Origin of the sequence: Streptomyces pseudogriseolus, assembly GCA_002154585.1 — a bacterium.
Taxonomy (GTDB): Bacteria; Actinomycetota; Actinomycetes; order Streptomycetales; family Streptomycetaceae; genus Streptomyces; species Streptomyces pseudogriseolus.
This window is the reverse complement of record MUNG01000168.1, coordinates 1-20,887: the sequence shown is the minus strand read 5'-3', so window position 1 is coordinate 20,887 and position 20,887 is coordinate 1. Positions and strand designations below refer to the sequence as shown.

The window sequence follows — 20,887 nt, the reverse complement described above, 5'->3', positions numbered from 1 at the left end:
CGCAGTTCCCCGCGCCCCTTTGGGGTGTGCTGTCAGGCGTCCTCGACTATCAGGGCGTGGGTGCCCAGGCCCAGGAGGTGGGAGGCCGGGACCGTGCCGTGGGTGGTCAGGACCGTGTCCAGGCGGCCCGTCAGCGGGTCGAACTCCGCGTCCAGGACCGTGCCGTGCTCCTCACCGCGCTCCGTGAGCGCCTCCGTGCCGATCAGGTCGGGCGTGGCGGGCGCGTCGGTGGTGGGGCGTGTCGCCCGCAGACCGTGGGCGGTCGCGCGGAGGTCGGTCCAGGCCACCACCGCGTCCCGGCGCAGCCGTCCGCGTCGGACGCGGGCGTGCGTGACCCGGCCCGACGCCACGTCGACCACCAGGGAACGTACCGCGCCGAGCCGACCGCCCCCGACCGCCTCCACCGGCAACCCGGTCACCTGGGAGAACAGGGTCACGACGGCACACCGTCCCCCGCCACGAAGGCGGGCAGGCCGTCGCTGACGTACGCCGTCACATGCGCGGGCACCACCAGGGTGCGGCCGGTGATCCGCAGCGCCTCGCCCCCGGGCAGGTACACCTGGTGCCGGTGGTGCCGGGTGCCGTGCACCAGCTGCCGGTGCGCGGCCAGCCGGAAGGCGACGATCCGGCCGCTGGTTCCGCCCTCCACCAGCACGTCCAGGACCGCGCCCACCGGGTCGCCGTCGTCGGTCACCACCTGCGCCCCGAGCAGCCGCCCGAGCGAGGCGTCCCGCCGGGCCCCGGGTGACAGCGCGCACAGCGCCCCCTCGTCGCGGACCATGACCGCCCGGGGGCCCAGGCAGTGCACCGCGGGCCAGGGCAGGTCCCGGGTGAGCGGCCCGGACAGCATGGACGGCCCGGACAGGGTGAAGCTCGCGATCCGCCGGGCGGAGGTGTCGAACACCGTGTCGCGCACATGCGCCACCGCGTCCCCGCCCAGCGTCACCACGGGCAGTGTGATCAGGCTCCGTACGGTCGTCAGCGCGGTCATGGCGGCCCCTTCGCGCCGGTCAGGAATACCGGGTTCCCTCACGGGGAAGCCGAACACCGATCAGTGGGACTGCTCCGGCCGACCCGGGGTACCAGGACCGGTGCGGATCGTCCGGCCCACCCGGCGTCGCAGAGGGAAACGCATGACCTATCGCTTGGACGGGGTAGTGATACCGACTGGTTTCGACGTGCCCGTGGAACCGCTGCGGCGGGCGGCACACTTCACCGGCGAGCCCGGGTGCATCGCCGAGGCGCGTCATTTCGCCGCGCAGTTCCTCGAGCAGCTGAGGACCGAGTGGTGCGCCACGGTGAACGCCAAGGCGGAGGGAGCGGTGCTCCTGGTGGTGAGCGAATTGGTCACCAACGCCGACCGGCACAGCGACGGGCCGTACATCCTGGAGCTGGAGGGCACGGACACCACCCTCACGGTGGCCGTCTACGACAGCAACGGCGCCCTGCCCCGCGTGTTCCCGCGCGACCCGCAGCGGATCGGACGCCACGGACTGGAGATCGTGCGCGCGCTGGCGCGGGACGTCGGCGTGGAGCGCGTACCCGTCGGCAAACGCGTCCGCGCGGTGATCGACCTCGACCACGGCTGAACCCGCGCGCGACAGCTTCGCACAGCAGCGCCCCTCGACGGACCGGACCGTCGGGGGCGCCTTCGGCGTGCCGTCACGCCGGCCGTCAGGCGCAGCCCAGCTCGCCGAGCATGCCGGTCCGCAGCCGGGTGATGATCCGCTTGATCAGCCGGGACACGTGCATCTGCGAGCAGCCCAGGCGCTCGCCGATCTCCGCCTGCGTGGCCTCCTCCACGAACCGCATGTGCAGGATCTCGCGGTCCCGGTCGCTCAGCTCCGCCATCAGCGGGGCCAGCGCGTGGAAGTCCTCCACCAGAGCCAGCCGCTCCTCCTCGACGCCGATGAAGTCGGCGAGGACGCTCTCGCCGTGCTCCGGGCCGTCCCCGGTGAGCGCGGCGTCCAGCGAGGAGGAGTTGTAGCCGTTCGCGGCGATCTGCCCCTCGATCACCTGCTGCTCGCTGATGTTCATCAGGGTCGCCAGCTCGGCGACGGTGGGCTCGCGGTCCAGTCGGCTCGACAGCTCCTCGCGGGCCTTGGCCAGCTCCACGCGCAGCTCCTGGAGCCGCCGCGGCACGTGCACGGCCCACGTGGTGTCACGGAAGAAGCGCTTGATCTCGCCGACGATGTACGGCAGGGCGAAGGAGGTGAACTCGACCTCGCGGGACAGCTCGAACCGGTCGATGGCCTTGATCAGGCCGATCATGCCGGTCTGCACGACGTCGTCCATGTCGTCGCCCCGGCCGCGGAACCGCCCGGCCGCGAAGCGCACCAGGGACATGTTCATCTCGATCAGCGTGTTGCGCGCATACTGGTACTCGCGGGTGCCTTCCTCCAGCTCCGCGAGGCGCCGGAAGAACTGCCGGGAGAGCTCGCGGGCGTCGCGGGGCGCGACGGCGCGCGGGTCGCCGGGGTCGCGGAGGTCCTCGCCTCCGACGCCGGTGTGCCCGTCGACGGTCCGCTCCTGCGACCGGATCACGGCGGTCCTCATTGCCCTCTCCCCACGCACGTTATGGCTGCCACGAGACCAGGACACCGGATTCCCCGGTCCCGCGGACCTATGCCTGTCGATCTGTCGGCCTGTCGGCCTGTCGGTGTGTCGGTCTGTCGATCGGCTGTCACGCCTGTCGTCCGATGGTACGGCCGCCGGTGCGGAGCGGCACCATCGAGGCCGAGGAAAGCGGACGGAGAGCGTACGTTTTCCGGCTTCACTCAGGGCGGAATCCCGCTCCCTTGTCCGCGGGAGCGGGATTCCTAGGCTGAGGATGTGACCGATCACGCACCGAACGAAGCCCGCGTCATCCCCCTGCGACCCGGCCCCGCCGCCCCTGGGCCCGCCGCCTCCGGCCCTTCGGCGCCGCCCGCCGCCGCGCCCAGGGAGCCGCTGTGGCGGCACCTCGTCGGCGACGTGCTGCGCAAGGAGCGGCAGGCCCAGGAGCGGACCCTCAAGGACGTCGCGGACGAGGCGCGGATCTCCATGCCGTATCTGTCGGAGGTGGAGCGCGGCCGCAAGGAGGCCTCCTCGGAGGTTCTCGCGGCCGCCGCCGGCGCGCTCGGCCTGGGCCTCGGCGACCTGCTGGCCCGCACGCACGCGGAGCTGGTCCGGGTCACGTCACGCCGCTCCGCCGTCCCCGCCCGCTCCGTGCGGAACGGCTCCGTGCGGAACGGCTCCGTACGCGGCTCCGCGCACGACGGGCTCTGCCTGGCCGCCTGAGCGGACCGGGACGAGGCGCGCGGCCCGGCGGCCGCTCAGAGCAGGGCCGGACGCCGGGTCAGCACCTCGTCGGCCAGGCCGTACGCCACGGCTTCCTGCGCGGTGAAGACCTTGTCGCGGTCCATGTCCGCCCGCAGGGTCGCCACGTCGTGGTGGGTGTGCCGGGCCAGCACCTCCTCCACCTGCGCGCGGATCCGCGTCATCTCCTTCGCGCGCAGCGCCAGGTCGGACGCCGTGCCCTGCATCCCCCCGGCGGCCGGCTGGCCGAGCAGCACGCGCGCGTGCTCCAGCACGAACCGCCGCCCCGGGTCGCCGCCGGCCAGCAGCACGGCCGCCGTGGACGCCGCCTGCCCCACGCAGAACGTGGAGATCGGGGCCCGCACGAACGTCATCGTGTCGTAGATCGCCATGAGCGAGGTGTACGAGCCGCCGGGGGAGTTGAGGTAGACCGCGATCTCGCTCTCCGGCGCCTCCGACTCCAGGTGCAGCAGCTGCGCGACGACCACGTTGGCGACGCCGTCGTCGATCTCCGTGCCCAGGAAGACGATCCGCTCGGCCAGCAGCCGGCTGAACACGTCGTAGGACCGCTCGCCGCGCGCGGTGCGCTCGACGACGTTCGGAATCGTGTACGTCCCCATCAGCGCAGCCCCATCCTCGGTCGGGTGGCCGCCGGGCGGACGTCGTCCAGCGAGTCCAGCACCCGGTCGACCATCCCGTACGCACGTGCCTGTTCGGCCGTGAACCAGCGGTCCCGGTCGCCGTCCCGCGAGATGGTCTCCGGGGTCTGGCCGGTGTGTTCGGCGGTGATCCGCTCGATGGTCCGCTTGGTGTACTCCAGGTTCTCCGCCTGGATCTCGATGTCGGCGGTCGTCCCGCCGATGCCGCCCGACGGCTGGTGCATCATGATCCGCGCGTTCGGCAGGGCGTAGCGCTTGCCGGGCGCGCCGACGCAGAGCAGGAACTGTCCCATGCTGGCCGCGAACCCCATGGCCAGGGTGGAGACGTCGTTGGGGATCAGCCGCATCGTGTCGTAGATGGCCAGTCCGGCGTGCACCGAGCCGCCGGGGCTGTTGACGTACAGGCTGATGTCGGTGCGCGGGTCCTCGGCGGACAGGAGCAGCAGCTGTGCGCACACCCGGTTCGCGGACACCTCGTCGACCTGCGTGCCGAGCAGCACGATCCGCTGGGCGAGCAGCTGGGCGGCGAGGTGGTCGTCGAAGCGGGTCGGCGGGGTGTCGCCGTCCTCCGCCCGGGGCGGGGCCGGCCACGGGCCGGCGGTGAAGGGTGACATGGACGCTCCCGTGGATCACTGGTCGGAGCACGGCCGGACGGCCGTGTGCGTCCACTGTCGGCGCGGTGCGGGCCCCGCCGGGGGAATCTCTGCCCGCGGCAGATTCGCCCAGGGCAGAGCGGCCCCGGGCGGGCTGTCGCGGCCGATGTGCCCCACCGCCGATGAGTTCCGCCGCCGCGGGCGGTCTGCACCGATGACCGCGTTCCCGCCAGGGGCGCCCCACCCGGGAGGTACTCATGGACACCGACGGATTCACCACCTGCCTCTGGTTCGACGGCCAGGCCGAGGAGGCGGCGCAGTTCTACGTCTCCGTGTTCGACAACTCCAAGCTCGGCGAGGTCGTCCGCAACACCGGCGCCGTCCCCGGCGAACAGGGCACCGTGCTCACCGTGGAGTTCACGGCCAACGGGCAGAAGTTCGTCGCCCTGAACGGCGGGCCGGAGTTCACGTTCAACGAGGCGATCTCCTTCCAGCTCGAGTGCGACGACCAGGCGGAGATCGACCACTACTGGGAGAAGCTGGCCGAGGGCGGCGGCGAGCACGGCCCCTGCGGCTGGCTCAAGGACCGCTACGGCGTCTCCTGGCAGGTCAACGCCAAACGGCTCACCCGGATGATCGGCGACCCGGACCGCGAGAAGGCCGACCGCGCGCTGAAGTCCATGATGACGATGGGCAAGCTGGACATCGCGGAACTGGAAAGGGCGTACGCGGGCGAGGCATGACCCCGCCGGGACCGGACGCGGGCCACCGTCCGGCGCGCGGTGGCGTCCGGCTCGCCTGTGCGCGCCCGGCGTCACCGTCCGGCCCGCTCGGGTGCCCGGTCCGCGACAGCCGCGGGCATGCGTGCCGCCTGGGGCGGCACGGGTGGGCGCGGCGGCACCTGGTGGGCGCCGAGCGGCGTTCGGTCCGCCCCGCGCGGCGGAGGCGCCCGCCGCGCGGGGCGCCTCCGCCGTGGCTAGCGTGAGGGGAGGACAGACCACCCCCGACCGGGAGGGCCGTAGGTATGGCCGTGGCACCCGATGGGACCCCCTGCTGGGCCGATGCCGTGTTCGACGATCTTGACGCGGCCAAGGACTTCTACGGGCACGTCCTCGGCTGGACCTTCGGTGAGACACCGCCCGACCAGGGCGGCTACACGCAGGCGTACGCCGACGGCAAGGCCGTGGCCGCCGTCGTGCCGCCGATGCCCGGCCAGGAGGGCACCTCGCAGTGGTGCCTCTACCTCGCCGCGCGGGACGCCTCCGCCACCGCCGCCCGCATCCGCGACCACGGCGGCGACCTGCTCATGGACCCCCTCCAGGTCGCCGACTACGGCACGATGTGTCTCGCCCGCGACCCCGGCGGAGCCGTCTTCGGGGTGTGGCAGGCCGGCAGCCACGAGGGGTTCCAGGCGACGGGGACGCCGGGCGCGTACTGCTGGGCGGAGGTCTTCACCCGCGAGCCGGAGAAGTCCGACGCGTTCTTCCCGGCCGTCTTCCCCTACAGGTCGAAGCAGCTCGAGGGCGAGACGGACTTCCGCCTCTACGACCTGGGCGGGCGCACCGTCCTGGGCCGGATGCGGATGACCGACGACTTCCCGCCCGGGGTGCCGCCGTACATCAACGTCTACTTCGCCGTGGACGACTGCGACGCCGCGGTGGCCCGGGCGACCGAGCGTGGCGGGGCGCTGCGGTTCGGGCCGGTGGACTCGCCGTTCGGCCGGTTCGCGGCGGTCGGCGACCCGCAGGGCGCCAGCTTCTCCGTCATCGACCTCGGCACCACCTCGGGGGAGATGCCCGGGACCACCGCCGTCGGCTGAGCGGGTCCGGGACACCCGCCCGGCCGTGGCATGATCGGGCGCATGGGTGAACGTGTGGTGGCCGCGTGCGACGGGGCCTCGAAGGGAAACCCCGGGCCCGCCGGCTGGGCCTGGGTGATCGCGGACGGTTCCGGGACGCCGGACCGCTGGGAGGCCGGGGCGCTCAACACCGCCACCAACAACGTCGCCGAACTCACCGCCCTGGAGCGGCTGCTCGCGGCCACCGACCCCGCCGTGCCGCTCGAGGTGCGGATGGACTCGCAGTACGCCATGAAGGCCGTCACCACCTGGCTGCCCGGCTGGAAGCGCAACGGCTGGCGCACCGCCGCCGGGAAGCCCGTCGCCAACCAGGAGCTCGTCGTCCGCATCGACGGGCTGCTCCAGGACCGCTCGGTCGACTTCCGCTACGTGCCCGCCCACCAGGTCGACGGCGACCGGCTCAACGACTTCGCCGACCGCGCCGCCAGCCAGGCGGCCTCCGCCCAGCAGGACGCGGGCAGCGCACAGGGCTCGCCCGAGCCGCCGCCGTCCGTCCCGCGCCCGTCCACCGGCGGTTCCTCCCGCCGCTCCACGGGCGGCGCCAAGCCCGCACGCAAGTCCGGGAGCTCTTCCCGCACCATCAAGGCCAAGTTCCCCGGCCGCTGCCCCTGCGGACGCACGTACGCGGCCGGTGAGCCCATCGCCAAGAACGACAAGGGCTGGGGGCACCCCGAGTGCCGTACGGCCGTCGGCGCCTGAGCCGTCGGTGAGCGGGCGGGCCCGGCCCGCCCGGGGAGCCACCGGCCGCCCCGCCGGGGCGGATGACACACTGGCCGTCATGGAAGAGCGCACTTTCGACAGGTCAGGTCAGCACGCCTCCGTGATCGGCCTCGGCACATGGCAGCTCGGCGCCGACTGGGGCGACGTCGACGACAAGGAAGCCCTCGCGGTGCTGGAGGCCGCTGCGGAGTCGGGCGTCACCTTCTTCGACACCGCCGACGTCTACGGCGACGGGCGCAGCGAGCAGACCATCGCCTCGTTCCTGAGCGGACGGCCCGACCTGCACGTGCTGGTCGCCACCAAGATGGGCCGCCGCGTCGACCAGATCCCCGAGAACTACGTCCTGGACAACTTCCGCGCCTGGAACGACCGCTCCCGGCGCAACCTGGGCGTCGACCGCGTCGACCTGGTGCAGCTGCACTGCCCGCCCACCCCCGTCTACTCCACCGACGAGGTCTTCGACGCCCTCGACACCCTCGTCGAGGAGGAGCGCATCGCCGCCTACGGCGTCAGCGTCGAGACCTGCGCCGAGGCGCTCACCGCCATCGCCCGGCCGAACGTGGCCAGCGTGCAGATCATCCTCAACCCGTTCCGGATGAAACCGCTGCGCGAGGTGCTCCCCGCCGCGCGCGAGGCCGGCGTCGGCATCATCGCCCGCGTCCCGCTCGCCTCCGGTCTGCTGTCCGGCAAGTACACCAAGGACACCGTCTTCGCGGAGAACGACCACCGCACCTTCAACCGGCACGGCGAGGCGTTCGACCAGGGCGAGACCTTCTCCGGCGTGGACTGGGCGACCGGCGTCGAGGCTGCCGCCGAGTTCGCCGCGCTGGCGCCCGAGGGGTACACCCCGGCCCAGCTCGCGCTGCGCTGGATCGTCCGGCAGCCCGGCGTCACCACCGTCATCCCCGGCGCCCGCTCGCCCGAGCAGGCCCGCGCCAACGCGGCCGCCGCCCGGCTGCCGGAACTGCCCGACGCCACCCTGACCGCGATCACGGACCTGTACGACCGGCGGATCCGCGAGCAGGTGGAGAACCGCTGGTAACGGGCGTCCGGTGGGCGGGCACGGGCGTCCGGTAGACGGGCGCGTAAGGGGTCCGGCAGGGAGCTCAGGACTCCAGCAGGAGCTGCCGTTCCTGCTCCTGGTCGCCGGCGGCGGCGCCCTCGTCGCGGGCCGTGAAGGACCGCGACAGGGTGTCGCTCGCCCGGCGCACCGCCTCCGGGGTGCCCTGCACCGTCACGGTCACCGGCTCCGACAGAGGCCGCGTGTCCGTGCGTCCGGCGCCCGGCCCCTGCCCCTCACCGCCGAACGTCGCGATACGGACGGTCGCGTCCGTGTCCGAGGGCCGCTCCTGCGGCGGTCCGAACGTGCCCTCCAGCGCCCCGACGACCGCCCGGGCGTCGTCGGCGTCCCCGCCGCTGAGTGTCACGGTGAGCTGGGTGTCCGACATGTGTCCCACTTTCCTCCGGCCTGGTCGTGTCGCCGACCGTGTAACCGTGCCCCGCCCCGCCAAACCGGCGGTGGGAGGAGGGCCTCTTTTCGGGGAATCCGGAGGGGAGGACCCGATCGAAGGAGGCACCGTGCCGGACATGGAGCAGGACGGGAGCAGGCGCCGGGGGCGGAACGAGACCGAGGAGGAGAGAGCGGACCGGATGTGGACCGAGCTCATCCAGGAGGTCCGCGTGGCCCAGATGGGCGTGCAGATCCTGTTCGGTTTCCTGCTGACGGTCGTGTTCACCCCGACCTACGAGGACCTGTCCGGCACCGACAAGACCATCTACATCGTCACGGTGGTGCTCGGCGCCTGTGCGACCGGGGCGCTGATCGGACCGGTGTCCCTGCACCGGCTCGTCAGCGGACGGCTCATCAAACCGCAGGCGGTGCGGTGGGCTTCACGGCTCACCCTGCTGGGACTGGCGCTGCTGCTGGTCACCACCAGCTCCTCGCTGCTGCTCATCCTGCGGGTGGCCACCCACGACGACTACGTGCCGTACCTGGTGACCGGAGTGGTGTGCTGGTACCTGCTGTGCTGGTTCGGGCTGCCGATGTGGGCGCGTCACCGCCACACCACACGCTGACCCGGCCCTCGCATCCCGGTTCCGCTCAGCGCTGCGCGAAGACGTCCGCGAGGAAGTCGTCCACGCGGACCTCCTCGCACCCGGCCGGCACCATCCGGTGGGTCTCGGCCAGGAACTCCCCGACGGCCTCCGCCCACGCGAACACCACCGCGTGATGCCGGCCGCCGTCCGCGCGTGCCTCGCCCAGGAACTCCATGCGCAGCTCCCGCCCGACCCCGCGGGCCTGCGGACGCAGCCGTACGTCGCCGATGCCGACCGGGCGGGTCAGGCCGTCGGTGACCATCTCCCGGTCCAGCTGCCAGCGTGCCAGCACCCGGCCGTCGAGGGTGAAGACGACGGTGACGGCGAACGGGTCCGACGGGTCGTAGCTCAGGTGGGCGAGCACGGGAAAGCGTTCCGTGTCGCCCGCCTGGAGCTCCACCACCAGGGACTTGTGCACGAACGTGTTCACCAGGCGCCTCCGGGACGTACCGACGTAGAGCCCTCTAGTACCCGGATTTCCACGAGATGCTCAGCTCTCCGGGTGAATCCGTCACAGGGCAGGCACGGTCCGTCAGCCGAACGCCTTCCGCAGCGCCGGCAGCAGCGTCCGCTCCGACCAGTCCAGGAACGCCGGCTGCGACTCCCCGCCGATCTGCACCAGGGCGACCTCCGTGAACCCTGCCTCCGCGTACGGGCGCACCGCCTCGACGAAGTCGTCCGGGTCGCTGCCGCAGGGGATGGACGCGGCGACGTCGTCGGGCCGCACGAACTGCGTCGCCGACGCGAAGGAATCCGGGTGAGGCAGCTCGGAGTTGACCTTCCAGCCGTTGCCGAACCAGCGGAACTGGGCGTGCGCCCGCTCCACCGCGGCGTCCCGGTCGGGGTCGTAGCACACCGGCAGCTGGCCCACCCGCGGCTTGCCCTCGCCGCCATCGCGGTCGAACGCCTTCAGCAGCTCCGGCTTCGGCTCGGTGGCGATCACCAGGTCCGCCAGCCGCCCCGCGAGGGCGCAGGACCGCTTGCCCGACACCGCGATCCCGATCGGCGGCGGCTGGTCCGGCAGGTCCCACAGCCGGGCCGACTCCACGTCGAAGTGCTCGCCCCGGTGGTTCACATGGCCGCCCTCGAACAGCGCGCGGATGATCTCCACCGCCTCCTCGAGCATCTGGTGGCGGACGTCCACCGGTGGCCAGCCGCCGCCCACCACGTGCTCGTTGAGGTTCTCGCCGGACCCCAGTCCCAGCCGGAACCGCCCGTCCGACAGCAGCTGCATCGTCGCCGCTTTCTGCGCCACCACCGCCGGGTGGTAGCGCATCGTCGGACACGTCACGTACGTCATCAGCGGAATCCGCGAGGTCGCCTGCGCGGCCGCGCCCAGCACGCTCCACGCGTACGGCGAGTGACCCTGCTCGGCCAGCCACGGGAAGTAGTGGTCCGAGGTCACCGAGAAGTCGAAACCCGCCTCCTCCGCACGCACCACGTGCTGCACCAGCTCACGCGGCCCGGCCTGCTCGGTCATCATCGTGTACCCGATTCGCACCATGCCGTCCGGGTCCCCCGCGGCGGCCGGCGAAAACGGTGGATCACCCGGCGGCGCCCCGGGCAGGATGCCCCCATGACCCAGCGAGCCCTTCCCACCGCGGACCCCGCCGCCCAGGGCGTCGACGCGTCCGGCGTCCACGCCTTCCTCGACGCCCTCGAGGCCGACCCGGACATCGAGCCGCACGGGCTGACGATCGTGCGCCACGGCCACGTCGTGGCCTCCGGCACCTGGGCCCCTTACGCGGCCGAGCGCCCCCACCTGCTGTACTCGCTCAGCAAGAGCTTCGCCTCGACCGCCGCCGGCCTCGCCGAGGCGGAGGGGCTGATCGACTTCGACGCCACCGTGCTGTCGTACTTCCCGGAGATCGACGCGGACATCACCGACCCGCGCAGCCGGTCGATGCTGGTGCGCCACGTGGCGTCCATGGCCAGCGGACACGACCACGAGACCGTCGACGAGGCGTTCGGCGCCGACCCGGCCGAACCCGTGCGCGGCTTCCTGCTCCAGCCGCCGCAGCGCGACCCGGGCACCCTGTTCACCTACAACCAGCCCTGCACGTACACGCTCGGCGCGATCGTGCAGCGGGTCACCGGGCAGACCCTCGCGGAGTACCTGCGGCCCCGGCTGTTCGACCCGCTGGGCATCGGCGAGGCGCTGTGGTCCCGCGACCGCGCCGGACGCGACATCGGCTTCGCCGGACTGCACATCACCCACGACGCGATAGCGCGCTTCGGCCTGCTGTACCTGAACGACGGCGTCTGGCAGGGCGAGCGGCTGCTGCCCGAGGGCTGGGTCGCGCGCGCCACCCGCCCGCAGATCGACACCGCCGAGGTCATGGGCGGGGACCAGGGCGACTGGGGGCGGGGCTACGGCTACCAGTTCTGGATCGGCCGGCACGGCTACCGCGGCGACGGCGCCTACGGCCAGTTCTGCGTGGTGCTGCCCGAGCACGACGCCGTGATCGCCGCGACGTCGGCCACCGCGGAGATGCAGCGCTACCTCGAACTGGTGTGGCGGCACCTGCTGCCCGCGTTCGGCCCCGCGCCGCTGACCGGGCGGGACGCCGAGGACGCGGCCTTGCGCGAGCGCCTGGAGCGCCTCGCCCTGCCGGCGACGGAGGGCGCCCCCGCACCGGCCGGGGGGAGCGGCGACTGGTCCGGGGCCGCCTTCACCCCGGAGGGCGGACTCTGCGCCGCGCAGCCGAAGCTGACCGCCGCCGAGCTCACGGCGGACGACGGCGGCGGCTGGACGCTGACCCTGGACGAGGGCGGCCACCGGCTGGCGGCCCGCTGGACCGGCGCGGACTGGACCGTCACCGAGGGCGCGGTGCCGGTCGCGGTCACCGGCGGCTGGGACGGCCCGGACGCCCTCACCGTCGACATCGCCTTCCTGGAGACCCCGCACCGGCTGCGCGTCACCTGCTCCCTCACCGACCGCACCTTCCGGGCCCACTGGCTCACCACACCCCTGGTCCCCTGGCCGCTGCGTGCGATGCGGGCTCCGCGGGGCTGAGGTCTGTCGTGCGGACGGGGCCGGGGCTGAGGCACCGTGCCTTCCGGCCGACGAGCGCGGGTCCGGTGGGGGAGCGCGGTGCCAGGCCCCGCCGGACCAGGGCCTTTCGTCTGGTGCGCGCAGTTGCAAGGCGGACGAGGGCGCCGACGCGATGGGGCCCCGTCCGCGCGAGCGACCGGACCGGCTGTGACGCACCGTGCCTTTCGGCCGACCTGCGCGGGGTCCGGTGGGGAGTGCGGTGGCGGTCCCGCCGGGCTAGGGCGCCGTACCCGGCCGGAAGGTTTTCAGTACCGTGCGCAGGGCCTCCTGGTTGCCGGTGCTCGCCCAGTCGGCGGCCGGGGTGGTCCAGCGCAGGGAGAAGCCCCGGCCGCCGCCCAGCAGGACGCCGCGGCCGAAGGTGCGCAGCCGGACGCCGTCGTCCGTGACGATCCACTCCATGTCGGCGGCCTCGCGGCCCAGGTACGTCGTCGCCCTGATGGAACCGATCCGCTGATACGCGCCGGAGCGCGCGAGACCCGGCTCCACCGTGTCCCGCCACACGGCGACCGGGTCCGGTCCCACGCGCTCGCTGTAGGTGACGGCGAGGGTGCGCGGGTCGTCGTCGGCGCCGAAGGTGACGCGGTAGGACAGCCCGGTGGCGCGGGAGGTCCGCTGCCGCTCCCAGCCCTCGGGCAGCGCGACGGAGAAGCCCTCCGGCGCCCGGTAGGTGCGGAAACCGGCGGGCAGGGCGCCGAGGTCCGACGGGGACGGCGTCGCGGCAGCCGACGGGGAGGACGACGGGGGCGGCGAGGGCGCGGCGGACGTCGGCGGGACGCGCGGGGCGGGGTCCGCCGCCCCGGTGCCTCCGGCCGACGCGGACGCCGACGCGCCCGGGCCGCCGTCGGCCCGGTCGTCGCTGCCGCCGGGCAGCCCCGTCGCCGCCGCGACCACCGCCGCCGTCACCGTGGCCACCGCGAGGGGCGTGCCGACGAGCACACCCTTCCGCTTCCACCCGCGCCCGGACCGCGCGTACGCCTCTCCCGGCCCGGGCCCGGCGCCGGGGTCCTCACGCGACACCCGGGTGAGCACGTCCCGCACCGTCTGCCGGCCCGGGCGCTCCCGGGGCTCCTTGCGCAGCAGCCCCGTGACGACCTCGGTGAGCGGCCCGCACCGGACGGGCGGGCGCAGCGGCAGCCGGTCCACCCCGCGCAGCGTGGCCGCGATCCTGCCCCGGTCCCGGAACGGCGGGCGGCCCTCCAGCATCGTGTAGAGGATCGCCCCGAGCGCCCACAGGTCCGCCGCCGGCCCGACCTGCTCGTTCCGCGCCTGTTCGGGCGCCGCGTACGACGGTGCGGTCAGCCGGGGCGCCGACGTGGTGCCGGCCACCCCGTAGCCGGTGACGACCACCGGGCCGGTCTCGCGCAGATGGAGCTGACCGGGGCTCAGCTCGCCGTGGGTGACGGCCTCCGCGTGCGCCGCGTCCAGCACGTCGAGCAGGTCCAGGGCGACGCGCGCCGCCCGCGCGGGTGCGAACGTGCCCTGCTGGAGCAGGACTTCGTCCAGCGGAGTGCCGTCGATCCAGGCGGTGACCGTCCACAGGCAGCCGCCCTCGCCGAACGCGTCGACGACGCCCGCGATCCGGTCCGGGCACAACCGGGCCACGTTCTCGGTGGCCCGCAGGATCCGGGAGGGCGCGCGGCGGACGCCCTCCACGGCGTCCGCCGGCAGCTCGATCCGGGTGGCCAGGCACGGCCGGCCCGTCCGCAGGTCGTCGGCGTACCAGCTGACCCGGTTCGTCTCGCGGTGCGTGATCTCGACCAGCCGGTAGCGGCCGGCGACCGGCCGATCGGTGGAGGCGTGCGCCCAGCCCATGGTGATCCCTCGTCGAGCCGCTGACTTCCGTCCCCACTGATACGCGGGGAAGGGGCCGGTGCGTTCAACGCCGGGCGCGACGCCCCGCGAGCTTCGCCGGGTGCACGGCCGGGTGCACGGCCGGGTTCAACGCCGGGTTCAGCGCAGGGCGAAGTGGTCCGTCCACGCCGCCATGTCGGCGGTGGTGGCGTTCCCGCCGCACACCACGAGACCCAGGCGGGCGTCGTCGCCGACCCGCTCCAGCACCCGCCGGGCGGCCGGCAGCAGACAGCCCGCGGCCGGCTCCGCCCACACCTTGGCGTGGTCCGCCAGGTCCAGCGATCCCTGCACCGCCTCCCGGTCCGGCACCACCAGCACCTCGGTGACCAGCTCCGCGACATGGTCGTACGTCAGCTGCGACACGGCGGGCGCGCTGAGCGTCGACACGATCGAGGTCAGCGCGACCGGCACCGGGCCGCCCGCCGCCAGCGCCTCGGACATCGCCTGCGCCCCCTCGGTCTCCACACCCCACACCCGCACCCCGGGCCGCCGGGCACGCAGCGCCGCCGCGACCCCGGAGATCAGGCCCCCGCCGCCGATGCTGACCAGCACGTCGGTCAGCTCACCGGCGTCCTCGGCGAACTCCAGCCCCACCGTGCCCTGACCGGCGATCACCACCGGGTCGTCGAAGGGGTGCACCAGGGTCAGCCCCTCCTGCCGCAGCTCGGCGGTGAGGGCGAACGCCCCGGCCATGTCGTCGGTGACCCGCACCGTGGCGCCCGACGCCTGCGCGATCTCCACGGCCCGCACGGGTGCCGAACGCGGCATCACCACGGTCGCCTTCACGTCGAGCGCGGCGGCCGTCACCGCCAGCGCGATGCCGTGGTTGCCGCCGCTCACCGCGACCACCCCGGCGGCCCGCTCCGCCTCGCTCAGCGCCAGCAGCTTCGCCGCCGCACCGCGCACCTTGAACGACCCGGTGTGCTGGAGCAGCTCCAGCTTGGCCGTCACCGGCACCCCGAGCAGTGCCGACAGGCCGGGGCTCGGCACGGTCGGTGTGCGCACCACGTGCCCGGCGATCCGCTCGGCGGCGGTCTCGATGTCGGCGATCTCGATCACGACTGTCACCCTTTCCGGCGCGGGGGCGTGATCCGCGCCGTGCCCCAGCCTCACCCGGCGGGCGGCCGGGGTCAACGCGGGTCGAGGCGGGTCGACGGGGGATCGACGGGGATCGACGAGGCTCAGCGCTGCTGCGGCTTGTGCGGCGGCGCCTCGCTCGGCCGGACCACCACGTGCCCCTGCCCTTCGAGCACCAGCTGCACCGCCTCGCCCGAGCCGCCGCGCAGCATCGAGCCCAGCGACTGCGAGCGGTGCAGCGAGGTGGACAGCCCCGCCGTCCAGCCGACGATCGCGTCGGTGTCCACGTACACCGGGCTCTGCGGCGTCACCGGGATCACCAGCGGGCTGCCCTCGCAGACCAGGCCCAGCTTGCCGTGCCCGGTGAAGACGCTGTTGAACAGGCCGCCGCCGGTCATGCCGGCGCCCTTCACGGTGGAGATGCGGTAGGACAGCGTGGCGTCGAAGCACAGCACGTTGCGGCCGTTGACGGTGAACTCGTCGCCGGGGCCGATCTCGACGACGAAGCAGTTCTGCGCCTCCTGCGCGAACCAGGCCTCGCCCTGCCCGCGCACGGCCATCAGCGGCAGCCCCTCGCCGGTCACCGCGCGTTTGAGCATCCCGCCCACGCCCTGGCCCTTGCGCTCGAACCGGAGGTCGCCACGGTAGGCGACCATCGCTCCCTGGCGGGCGAGCATCTCGCCGTCGACGGTGTAGCGCAGGCATTTGGCGTTCTCCACCGTCATGCCCGGGGCCGTGGCCGGCCGCACCATGTGCTCACTGGAAAACAGGTCACCCTTCATGCGGCCCATCCTCGCCCGGCCCTCCACGCCCCGGCCAGAACCGGGAGCGCACGACACGGCACCGGATCCGGCCGCGCGTCAGCCCTCGAAGAGCTGCGTCCAGTACGTGCCCGCCCGGCCGCCGCCCGCGAACCCGACGCCGATCCGCGTGAACTCCCGCCCGAGGATGTTCGCCCGGTGCCCCGGGCTGTTCATCCAGCCGCGCACCACCTCGGCGGCGGACCGCTGCCCGCACGCGATGTTCTCGCCGACCGTGCGGCACCGGGAGCCCGCGGCGGCAGCCCGGTCCCAGGGCCTGCTGCCGTCGGGCGCCGTGTGCGCGTAGAAGTCCCGCGCCACCATGTCGGCGCTGTGCGCCTGCGCCGCCGTGCCCAGCAGCGGGTCGCGGGACAGCGGCGGCAGCCCGGCCCGCGCGCGCTCCCGGTTGGTGAGCTCGATGACCTCCGCCGCCGTGCGGTCCAGGCCCTCCGGGGTCAGCGGACGCGCCCACAACGCCGTCCAGTACGTGTCCCCGCCGCCCTCGCAGGAGGCCACGGCGGCGTGCGTGAACGCCGGGTCGCACACCGTGCGGCGGGCCGCCTCGTGGCGCAGGCAGTGGCCCACGAACCGGTCCACGGACAGCGGCCCGGACACCAGGTGCTCGCCGACGGTGAGATACGGGTAGCCGGCGGACACCACGCGCCGGTACACCGGCACGCCGTCCGGGCCCTCGACGCCGAGCCGCCCCCCGCGCGCCATCGCCCGCGCGTGCTCCCGGGCCGCCTCGGCCAGCCGCCCGTCGTGCGTCACCGGCGGCGCGCCGGCGGACCTGCGCGCGGAGTTGACCAGGGCCAGGAAGTCGTCCCCGGCGGACGGCGGGGCCGCCGGGCGCGGCGGCACGACCGGATGCGTCCGCGGGGCGGCCGGAGCCGTGGCGCCGGGGCTCACCGGCGCCCTGCCGGTGACGACCGGGGCGGTACGGGTGGACACCGCGCCCTCGTCGTCCTCCACGTCGACGCCGAAGTCCCGGGCGAGACCGGCCAGTCCGTCCGCGTACCCCTGCCCGAGGGCGCGGAGCCTGAAGTCGTCGCCGCGCCGGTAGATCTCCGCGAGCAGCAGCACCGTCTCCCGGTCGGGGCGCGGCGGACGGAAGCGGGCCAGGGCGCGCCCGCCGGGTCCTGTGACCTCCAGGACCGGGGCGGGCAGGGCGCTGAGCGGCGTGCCGGGTTCTTCGGGGCTGACGGCGACCGTGACCCGGGTGGCGCCCGCGCGCAGCGCCGCCGGGTCGACGACGAGCGTGTCGCCGCCGAGCCGCGCGCCGGGCGCCGCGGGCTGGTTGTAGAAGACGAAGTCGGCGTCCCCGGACACCTTTCGGCCGTCGTCCGTGATCAGCGCGGACACGTCGAACGGCCCGGACACCCGGACGGTCACCGCGCCGCCCGGGAGCCGGATGTTGCCGCCGGGGACCAACTCGCTCATGGGACCGCCCTGTTCGTCGTCGTCCGACCGGTGTGGGGGTGTCCGGACAACGACGGGCGGAGCCCGCGGGTTCCCGGGGCGGCGGGGCGCGGCGGCTCAGCGGTGCAGGGCGCGCGTCCAGTCGGCGGGCACCCGGTCCGCGGGGCCGGGCGCGGGCTGGACGGCCGGGTGGCTCACCGGCGGCGCGAGGGAGGGGCCCGACTCGTACAGCTCGTTGGTGGCGTAGTTCCAGAACCAGTCCTCGCCCGGCTCGTAACTGCTCACCACCGGGTGTCCGGTGGCCTCGAAGTGGGCGGTGGCGTGCTGTCCCGGCGAGCTGTCGCAGCAGCCCACGTGGCCGCACTGCGCGCACCGCCGCAGATGGAACCACCAGCCGCCCACGGCGTCGCAGTCGGCGCAGCCGTCCCCGGAGGGCGGCACGCTGGGGTCGATGGCGTGTTCGGTGGTCATGCGGGCTCCTCCTGTGGATGGTCGGAGGCGGGAGCGGTGAGCGGGAGGAGCACCTGGAAGCGGGTGTCGCCCGGCTCGGACTCGAACCGGAGGGCGCCGTGGTGCTTGTTGACCACGATCCGCCAGGAGATGTCCAGGCCCAGCCCGGTGCCCTCGCCCACGGGCTTGGTGGTGAAGAACGGGTCGAACACCCGGTCGCGGATCTCCGCCGGGATGCCGGGTCCGGTGTCGCCGAACTCCACCAGCAGCCGGTCGTCGTGCCGGGCCGTGCGCACGGTCAGCGTGCCCTCCCCGCCCGCCTCGCGCATCGCCGCGACCGCGTTGTCCACGAGGTTGGTCCACACCTGGTTCAGCTCCGCCGGGTACGCCGGGACGCGGGGCAGGGTGCGGTCGTACTCCTTGACCACCCGGATGCCCTGGCCCAGCTTCCCGGACAGCATCAGCAGGGTGCTGTCGAGGAGTTCGTGCACGTCGGCGACCTGGAAGGGGGCGCGGTCGAGCTGCGAGTACTGCTTGGCGGCGTCGACCAGGTGGGAGATGCGGGCCGCGCTGTCCTGGATCTCGTCCATGAGCAGCTCGGTCTCCACGGTGTAGTTCAGCCAGCCGACCGCGCCGGGCAGAGTCTCCTCGTCGACGGCCGCTGCCACCTGCTCCAGCCAGTCCGTGTCCAGTCCGGCCTGCACGAACGTCGGGGCGATCCGCCAGCCCTCGGTCACGCCGTGGTCGTCCAGCCAGTCGGCGAGGAGGTCCTCCCGGTCGGACGCCTCCAGCGGGCTGAGCACGGGCGCCTTGGCGACCTTCTCCGCCGTGCGCTCCTGGATCTCGATCAGTCCCGCCAGCGTCTCCCGGTCGTAGGCGCCCTCGGAGATGACCTTCAGCTTGCGGCGCATCTTCCCCACCCGCTCGCGCAGCGAGGCCGTGGCCCGCACGGCCGCCGCGGCCGGGTTGTTGAGCTCGTGGGTGAGCCCCGCGGACAGCGAGCCGAGGGCCAGCAGCCGCTCCCGCTGGCCGATCGCCTGCTGGGTGCTCTTCGCCCCGAAGAACAGCCCCTCCAGCAGGTGCACCGCCATCGGGAACCAGTCCTGCATGATGTCCGCGAAGGTGTCCGCCGGCAGCACGAAGAACCGCGTCGGCTCGGTCACCCGCAGCGAGTTGTTGTAGACCTGCGGCACCCGGTCCCCGAGGTACGCCTGCATCGCCCCCGCGTACACCCCGCGCTGCGAGGTGCGGCTGACCTCCACCTCGTCCCCGCCGACCCGCCGGGACAGCACGACCGTGCCCTCCACCATCACGTAGAAGCAGGTGGCGGGCTCGCCCTCGGTGTAGACGGGGCCGGGCTCGTAGCGCTCCACCCGGCCGGCCTCGCACAGCCGCCCGAGCTGCTCGGGGGTGAGCTTCTCGAACAGGAACAGGGAGCCGATCTCGTCCGGCAGGCACTCCACCTGCCGCGCGCTCACGACTGCTCCAGGTAACGGTGGACGAGCATCACGGCCATGGCTCCCTCTCCGACGGCGGAGGCGACCCGCTTGGCCGACTCCGCGCGCGCGTCGCCCGCGACGAACACGCCGGGCACGTTGGTCTCCAGGTGGTACGGCGGCCGGTCCAGCTCCCAGCCGGCCGGCGGGCGTCCGTCGGCGGTCAGGTCGGGCCCGGCCAGGATGAAGCCGCGCTCGTCGCGCAGCACGGTGCCGTCCAGCCAGTCGGTGAGCGGGGCGGCCCCGATGAATACGAACAGCCACTGGGCGTCCACCTCGTCGGTGCGCCCCGTGTCCGTCTCGCGCAGCGTCAGCCGCTCCAGATGGCCGTCGCCGTGCGCCTCCTCGACGACCGTGCCGCACCGCACCGAGATGTTCGGCACCCGGCCGATCTGCTCGATCAGGTAGTACGACATCGACGCGGACAGGTCCGGGCCGCGCACCAGCAGCGTCACCGACTTGGCGAACCGGGACAGGTACATCGCCGCCTGCCCGGCCGAGTTGGCGCCGCCCACGATGTACACGTCCTGGTCCTGGCAGGCGGGCGCCTCGGTGAGCGACGAGCCGTAGTAGACGCCGCAGCCGCCCAGTTCGTCGCAGCCCGGCGCGGCGAGCCGCCGGTACGACACCCCGGTCGCCAGGATCACGCTGTGCGCGGCGACCTGCGACCCGTCGGAGAACCGCACCACCCGGGCCGCGCCGCCCACCTCCAGGCCGGTCACCTCCCGCGCGGTGAGGATCTCCGCGCCGAACCGGGTGGCCTGCCGCCGTGCCCGGTCGGTGAGCTGCGCCCCCGACACCCCGTCGGGGAAGCCCAGGTAGTTCTCGATCCGCGAGCTCTGACCCGCCTGCCCGCCGGTCGCCGACCGCTCCACCAGCACCGTGCGCAGCCCCTCCGACGCCCCGTACACGGCCGCGCCGAGCCCCGCCGGGCCGCCGCCGATCACCACGAGGTCGTAGAAGTCGGCCGCCGGCCGCGTGGCGAGACCCACGTGGGCGGCGAGGTCCGCGGGGTCCGGTTCCACCAGCGGCGTCCCGTCCGGGGTGACCACCAGCGGCAGCCGCATCCCGTCCTCGCCGGCCGCCGCCAGCAGCCGCCGCCCCTCGGGCTCGTCGGACGAGTACCAGCGGTAGGGCACCTGGTTGCGGGCGAGGAACTCGCGCACGTCGGAGGAGCGCGCCGACCAGCGGTGCCCGACCACCTTGGTGCTGGGCACCGGCCGGTGGTCGCTGCGGTTCCACGCCTCCAGCAGGTCGTCCACCACCGGGTACAGCTTCTCCTCCGGCGGGTCCCACGGCTTGAGGAGGTAGTGGTCGAGGTCCACGACGTTGATCGCGTCGATCGCCGCGCCGGTGTCCGCGTATGCGGTGAGCAGCACCCGGCGGGCGTCCGGGTGCACGTCCATGGCGCGTTCCAGGAACTCGATGCCGTTCATCCGAGGCATCCGGTAGTCGGCGAGGATCACCGCCACCAGGTCGCCGCGCAGCTTCAGTTCGCGCAGCGCCTCCAGCGCG

At 73.9% G+C, this 20,887-nt stretch carries 23 protein-coding genes; 8 read left to right on the top strand and 15 right to left on the bottom strand.

Annotated elements, in window-relative coordinates:
• Positions 1-32: 32 nt before the first annotated feature.
• Both CCN29_RS16585 and CCN29_RS16580 read right to left on the bottom strand, forming a co-directional pair.
• A complete protein-coding gene (locus CCN29_RS16585) occupies positions 33-437 on the bottom strand; it encodes a PRC-barrel domain-containing protein (protein WP_006133770.1) in 405 nt (134 codons plus the stop codon).
• On the bottom strand, positions 434-991 hold the full coding sequence (locus CCN29_RS16580; RefSeq protein ID WP_086682756.1) for a PRC-barrel domain-containing protein: 558 nt from the start codon (positions 989-991) through the stop codon (positions 434-436). The genes CCN29_RS16585 and CCN29_RS16580 overlap by 4 nt, the downstream gene beginning before the upstream one ends.
• A 142-nt stretch (positions 992-1,133) precedes the next feature.
• Here CCN29_RS16580 and CCN29_RS16575 point away from each other — a divergent pair, with 142 nt between their 5' ends.
• Complete coding sequence (locus tag CCN29_RS16575) at positions 1,134-1,589, top strand: ATP-binding protein (protein ID WP_086682753.1); 456 nt, start codon at positions 1,134-1,136, stop codon at positions 1,587-1,589.
• Between the two features lie 85 nt (positions 1,590-1,674).
• Here the strand turns inward: CCN29_RS16575 and CCN29_RS16570 are convergent, their stop codons facing one another.
• On the bottom strand, positions 1,675-2,556 hold the full coding sequence (locus CCN29_RS16570; RefSeq protein ID WP_031016759.1) for a SigB/SigF/SigG family RNA polymerase sigma factor: 882 nt from the start codon (positions 2,554-2,556) through the stop codon (positions 1,675-1,677).
• A gap of 276 nt (positions 2,557-2,832) precedes the next feature.
• Between CCN29_RS16570 and CCN29_RS16565 the strand changes: the two genes are divergently transcribed.
• A complete protein-coding gene (locus CCN29_RS16565) occupies positions 2,833-3,279 on the top strand; it encodes a helix-turn-helix domain-containing protein (RefSeq protein ID WP_006133763.1) in 447 nt (148 codons plus the stop codon).
• Positions 3,280-3,314: 35 nt separating this feature from the next.
• Here the strand turns inward: CCN29_RS16565 and CCN29_RS16560 are convergent, their stop codons facing one another.
• On the bottom strand, positions 3,315-3,917 hold the full coding sequence (locus CCN29_RS16560; protein ID WP_006133762.1) for a ClpP family protease: 603 nt from the start codon (positions 3,915-3,917) through the stop codon (positions 3,315-3,317).
• On the bottom strand, positions 3,917-4,570 hold the full coding sequence (locus tag CCN29_RS16555; protein WP_006133761.1) for an ATP-dependent Clp protease proteolytic subunit: 654 nt from the start codon (positions 4,568-4,570) through the stop codon (positions 3,917-3,919). The genes CCN29_RS16560 and CCN29_RS16555 overlap by 1 nt, the downstream gene beginning before the upstream one ends.
• Before the next feature lie 236 nt (positions 4,571-4,806).
• Between CCN29_RS16555 and CCN29_RS16550 the strand changes: the two genes are divergently transcribed.
• From CCN29_RS16550 to CCN29_RS16535, 4 genes are all read left to right on the top strand, one after another.
• Positions 4,807-5,292 carry a VOC family protein gene (locus CCN29_RS16550; RefSeq protein WP_086682751.1) on the top strand — a complete coding sequence of 162 codons (486 nt, stop codon included), beginning with the start codon at positions 4,807-4,809 and terminating at the stop codon, positions 5,290-5,292.
• Between the two features lie 281 nt (positions 5,293-5,573).
• Entirely contained in the window at positions 5,574-6,368 is a 795-nt protein-coding gene (locus tag CCN29_RS16545; protein ID WP_086682748.1) for a VOC family protein, read from the top strand.
• Between the two features lie 30 nt (positions 6,369-6,398).
• Positions 6,399-7,106 (top strand): ribonuclease H family protein, encoded by a 708-nt coding sequence (locus CCN29_RS16540; protein WP_086682745.1) that lies wholly within the window; start codon positions 6,399-6,401, stop codon positions 7,104-7,106.
• 79 nt (positions 7,107-7,185) lie between these two features.
• Positions 7,186-8,169 (top strand): aldo/keto reductase, encoded by a 984-nt coding sequence (locus tag CCN29_RS16535; protein WP_031016780.1) that lies wholly within the window; start codon positions 7,186-7,188, stop codon positions 8,167-8,169.
• Between the two features lie 64 nt (positions 8,170-8,233).
• On the opposite strand, the gene CCN29_RS16530 is transcribed toward CCN29_RS16535, so the two are convergent.
• The gene (locus CCN29_RS16530; protein ID WP_006133753.1) at positions 8,234-8,575 is read right to left on the bottom strand and encodes a hypothetical protein; all 342 of its coding nucleotides are present in this window, start codon (positions 8,573-8,575) and stop codon (positions 8,234-8,236) included.
• Between the two features lie 139 nt (positions 8,576-8,714).
• Between CCN29_RS16530 and CCN29_RS16525 the strand changes: the two genes are divergently transcribed.
• Positions 8,715-9,203 (top strand): DUF6328 family protein, encoded by a 489-nt coding sequence (locus CCN29_RS16525; protein ID WP_031016783.1) that lies wholly within the window; start codon positions 8,715-8,717, stop codon positions 9,201-9,203.
• A gap of 25 nt (positions 9,204-9,228) precedes the next feature.
• Here CCN29_RS16525 and CCN29_RS16520 read toward each other — a convergent pair whose 3' ends face one another.
• Together CCN29_RS16520 and CCN29_RS16515 are read right to left on the bottom strand one after the other, a co-directional pair.
• Positions 9,229-9,654, bottom strand: a complete 426-nt coding sequence (locus CCN29_RS16520) for an SsgA family sporulation/cell division regulator (protein WP_006133750.1) — start codon at positions 9,652-9,654, stop codon at positions 9,229-9,231.
• A gap of 102 nt (positions 9,655-9,756) precedes the next feature.
• Positions 9,757-10,728, bottom strand: a complete 972-nt coding sequence (locus tag CCN29_RS16515; protein WP_086682759.1) for an LLM class F420-dependent oxidoreductase — start codon at positions 10,726-10,728, stop codon at positions 9,757-9,759.
• A 72-nt stretch (positions 10,729-10,800) separates the two neighbouring features.
• Between CCN29_RS16515 and CCN29_RS16510 the strand changes: the two genes are divergently transcribed.
• Positions 10,801-12,240: a serine hydrolase domain-containing protein gene (locus tag CCN29_RS16510; RefSeq protein WP_086682742.1), complete on the top strand. Its 1,440-nt coding sequence runs from the start codon at positions 10,801-10,803 to the stop codon at positions 12,238-12,240.
• A 255-nt stretch (positions 12,241-12,495) separates the two neighbouring features.
• Here CCN29_RS16510 and CCN29_RS16505 read toward each other — a convergent pair whose 3' ends face one another.
• From CCN29_RS16505 to CCN29_RS16475, 7 genes are all read right to left on the bottom strand, one after another.
• Complete coding sequence (locus tag CCN29_RS16505; protein ID WP_086682738.1) at positions 12,496-14,091, bottom strand: serine/threonine protein kinase; 1,596 nt, start codon at positions 14,089-14,091, stop codon at positions 12,496-12,498.
• A 138-nt stretch (positions 14,092-14,229) separates the two neighbouring features.
• Positions 14,230-15,189: a threonine/serine dehydratase family protein gene (locus tag CCN29_RS16500; RefSeq protein ID WP_031016790.1), complete on the bottom strand. Its 960-nt coding sequence runs from the start codon at positions 15,187-15,189 to the stop codon at positions 14,230-14,232.
• A 122-nt stretch (positions 15,190-15,311) separates the two neighbouring features.
• Positions 15,312-15,989, bottom strand: a complete 678-nt coding sequence (locus tag CCN29_RS16495; RefSeq protein ID WP_006133745.1) for an AIM24 family protein — start codon at positions 15,987-15,989, stop codon at positions 15,312-15,314.
• A gap of 78 nt (positions 15,990-16,067) precedes the next feature.
• A complete protein-coding gene (locus CCN29_RS16490) occupies positions 16,068-17,447 on the bottom strand; it encodes a CAP domain-containing protein (protein WP_086682734.1) in 1,380 nt (459 codons plus the stop codon).
• Between the two features lie 96 nt (positions 17,448-17,543).
• Positions 17,544-17,897, bottom strand: coding sequence for a UBP-type zinc finger domain-containing protein (locus CCN29_RS16485; RefSeq protein ID WP_086682732.1), 354 nt, complete (start codon positions 17,895-17,897; stop codon positions 17,544-17,546).
• Complete coding sequence (locus CCN29_RS16480) at positions 17,894-19,354, bottom strand: ATP-binding protein (protein WP_006133742.1); 1,461 nt, start codon at positions 19,352-19,354, stop codon at positions 17,894-17,896. Before CCN29_RS16480 ends, CCN29_RS16485 begins: the two co-directional genes overlap by 4 nt.
• The coding region (locus CCN29_RS16475; protein WP_086682729.1) for an NAD(P)/FAD-dependent oxidoreductase at positions 19,351-20,887 on the bottom strand (1,537 nt) is incomplete at its 5' end. The genes CCN29_RS16480 and CCN29_RS16475, both read right to left, overlap by 4 nt.

Coding starts and splice junctions, on each gene's coding strand:
- CCN29_RS16580 (WP_086682756.1), bottom strand. CDS start 991: ATGACCGCGCTGACGACCGTACGGAGCCTGATCACACTGCCCGTGGTG.
- CCN29_RS16575 (WP_086682753.1), top strand. CDS start 1,134: ATGACCTATCGCTTGGACGGGGTAGTGATACCGACTGGTTTCGACGTG.
- CCN29_RS16570 (WP_031016759.1), bottom strand. CDS start 2,556: ATGAGGACCGCCGTGATCCGGTCGCAGGAGCGGACCGTCGACGGGCAC.
- CCN29_RS16560 (WP_006133762.1), bottom strand. CDS start 3,917: ATGGGGACGTACACGATTCCGAACGTCGTCGAGCGCACCGCGCGCGGC.
- CCN29_RS16555 (WP_006133761.1), bottom strand. CDS start 4,570: ATGTCACCCTTCACCGCCGGCCCGTGGCCGGCCCCGCCCCGGGCGGAG.
- CCN29_RS16550 (WP_086682751.1), top strand. CDS start 4,807: ATGGACACCGACGGATTCACCACCTGCCTCTGGTTCGACGGCCAGGCC.
- CCN29_RS16545 (WP_086682748.1), top strand. CDS start 5,574: ATGGCCGTGGCACCCGATGGGACCCCCTGCTGGGCCGATGCCGTGTTC.
- CCN29_RS16540 (WP_086682745.1), top strand. CDS start 6,399: ATGATCGGGCGCATGGGTGAACGTGTGGTGGCCGCGTGCGACGGGGCC.
- CCN29_RS16535 (WP_031016780.1), top strand. CDS start 7,186: ATGGAAGAGCGCACTTTCGACAGGTCAGGTCAGCACGCCTCCGTGATC.
- CCN29_RS16530 (WP_006133753.1), bottom strand. CDS start 8,575: ATGTCGGACACCCAGCTCACCGTGACACTCAGCGGCGGGGACGCCGAC.
- CCN29_RS16525 (WP_031016783.1), top strand. CDS start 8,715: ATGGAGCAGGACGGGAGCAGGCGCCGGGGGCGGAACGAGACCGAGGAG.
- CCN29_RS16515 (WP_086682759.1), bottom strand. CDS start 10,728: ATGGTGCGAATCGGGTACACGATGATGACCGAGCAGGCCGGGCCGCGT.
- CCN29_RS16510 (WP_086682742.1), top strand. CDS start 10,801: ATGACCCAGCGAGCCCTTCCCACCGCGGACCCCGCCGCCCAGGGCGTC.
- CCN29_RS16505 (WP_086682738.1), bottom strand. CDS start 14,091: ATGGGCTGGGCGCACGCCTCCACCGATCGGCCGGTCGCCGGCCGCTAC.
- CCN29_RS16495 (WP_006133745.1), bottom strand. CDS start 15,989: ATGAAGGGTGACCTGTTTTCCAGTGAGCACATGGTGCGGCCGGCCACG.
- CCN29_RS16490 (WP_086682734.1), bottom strand. CDS start 17,447: ATGAGCGAGTTGGTCCCCGGCGGCAACATCCGGCTCCCGGGCGGCGCG.
- CCN29_RS16485 (WP_086682732.1), bottom strand. CDS start 17,897: ATGACCACCGAACACGCCATCGACCCCAGCGTGCCGCCCTCCGGGGAC.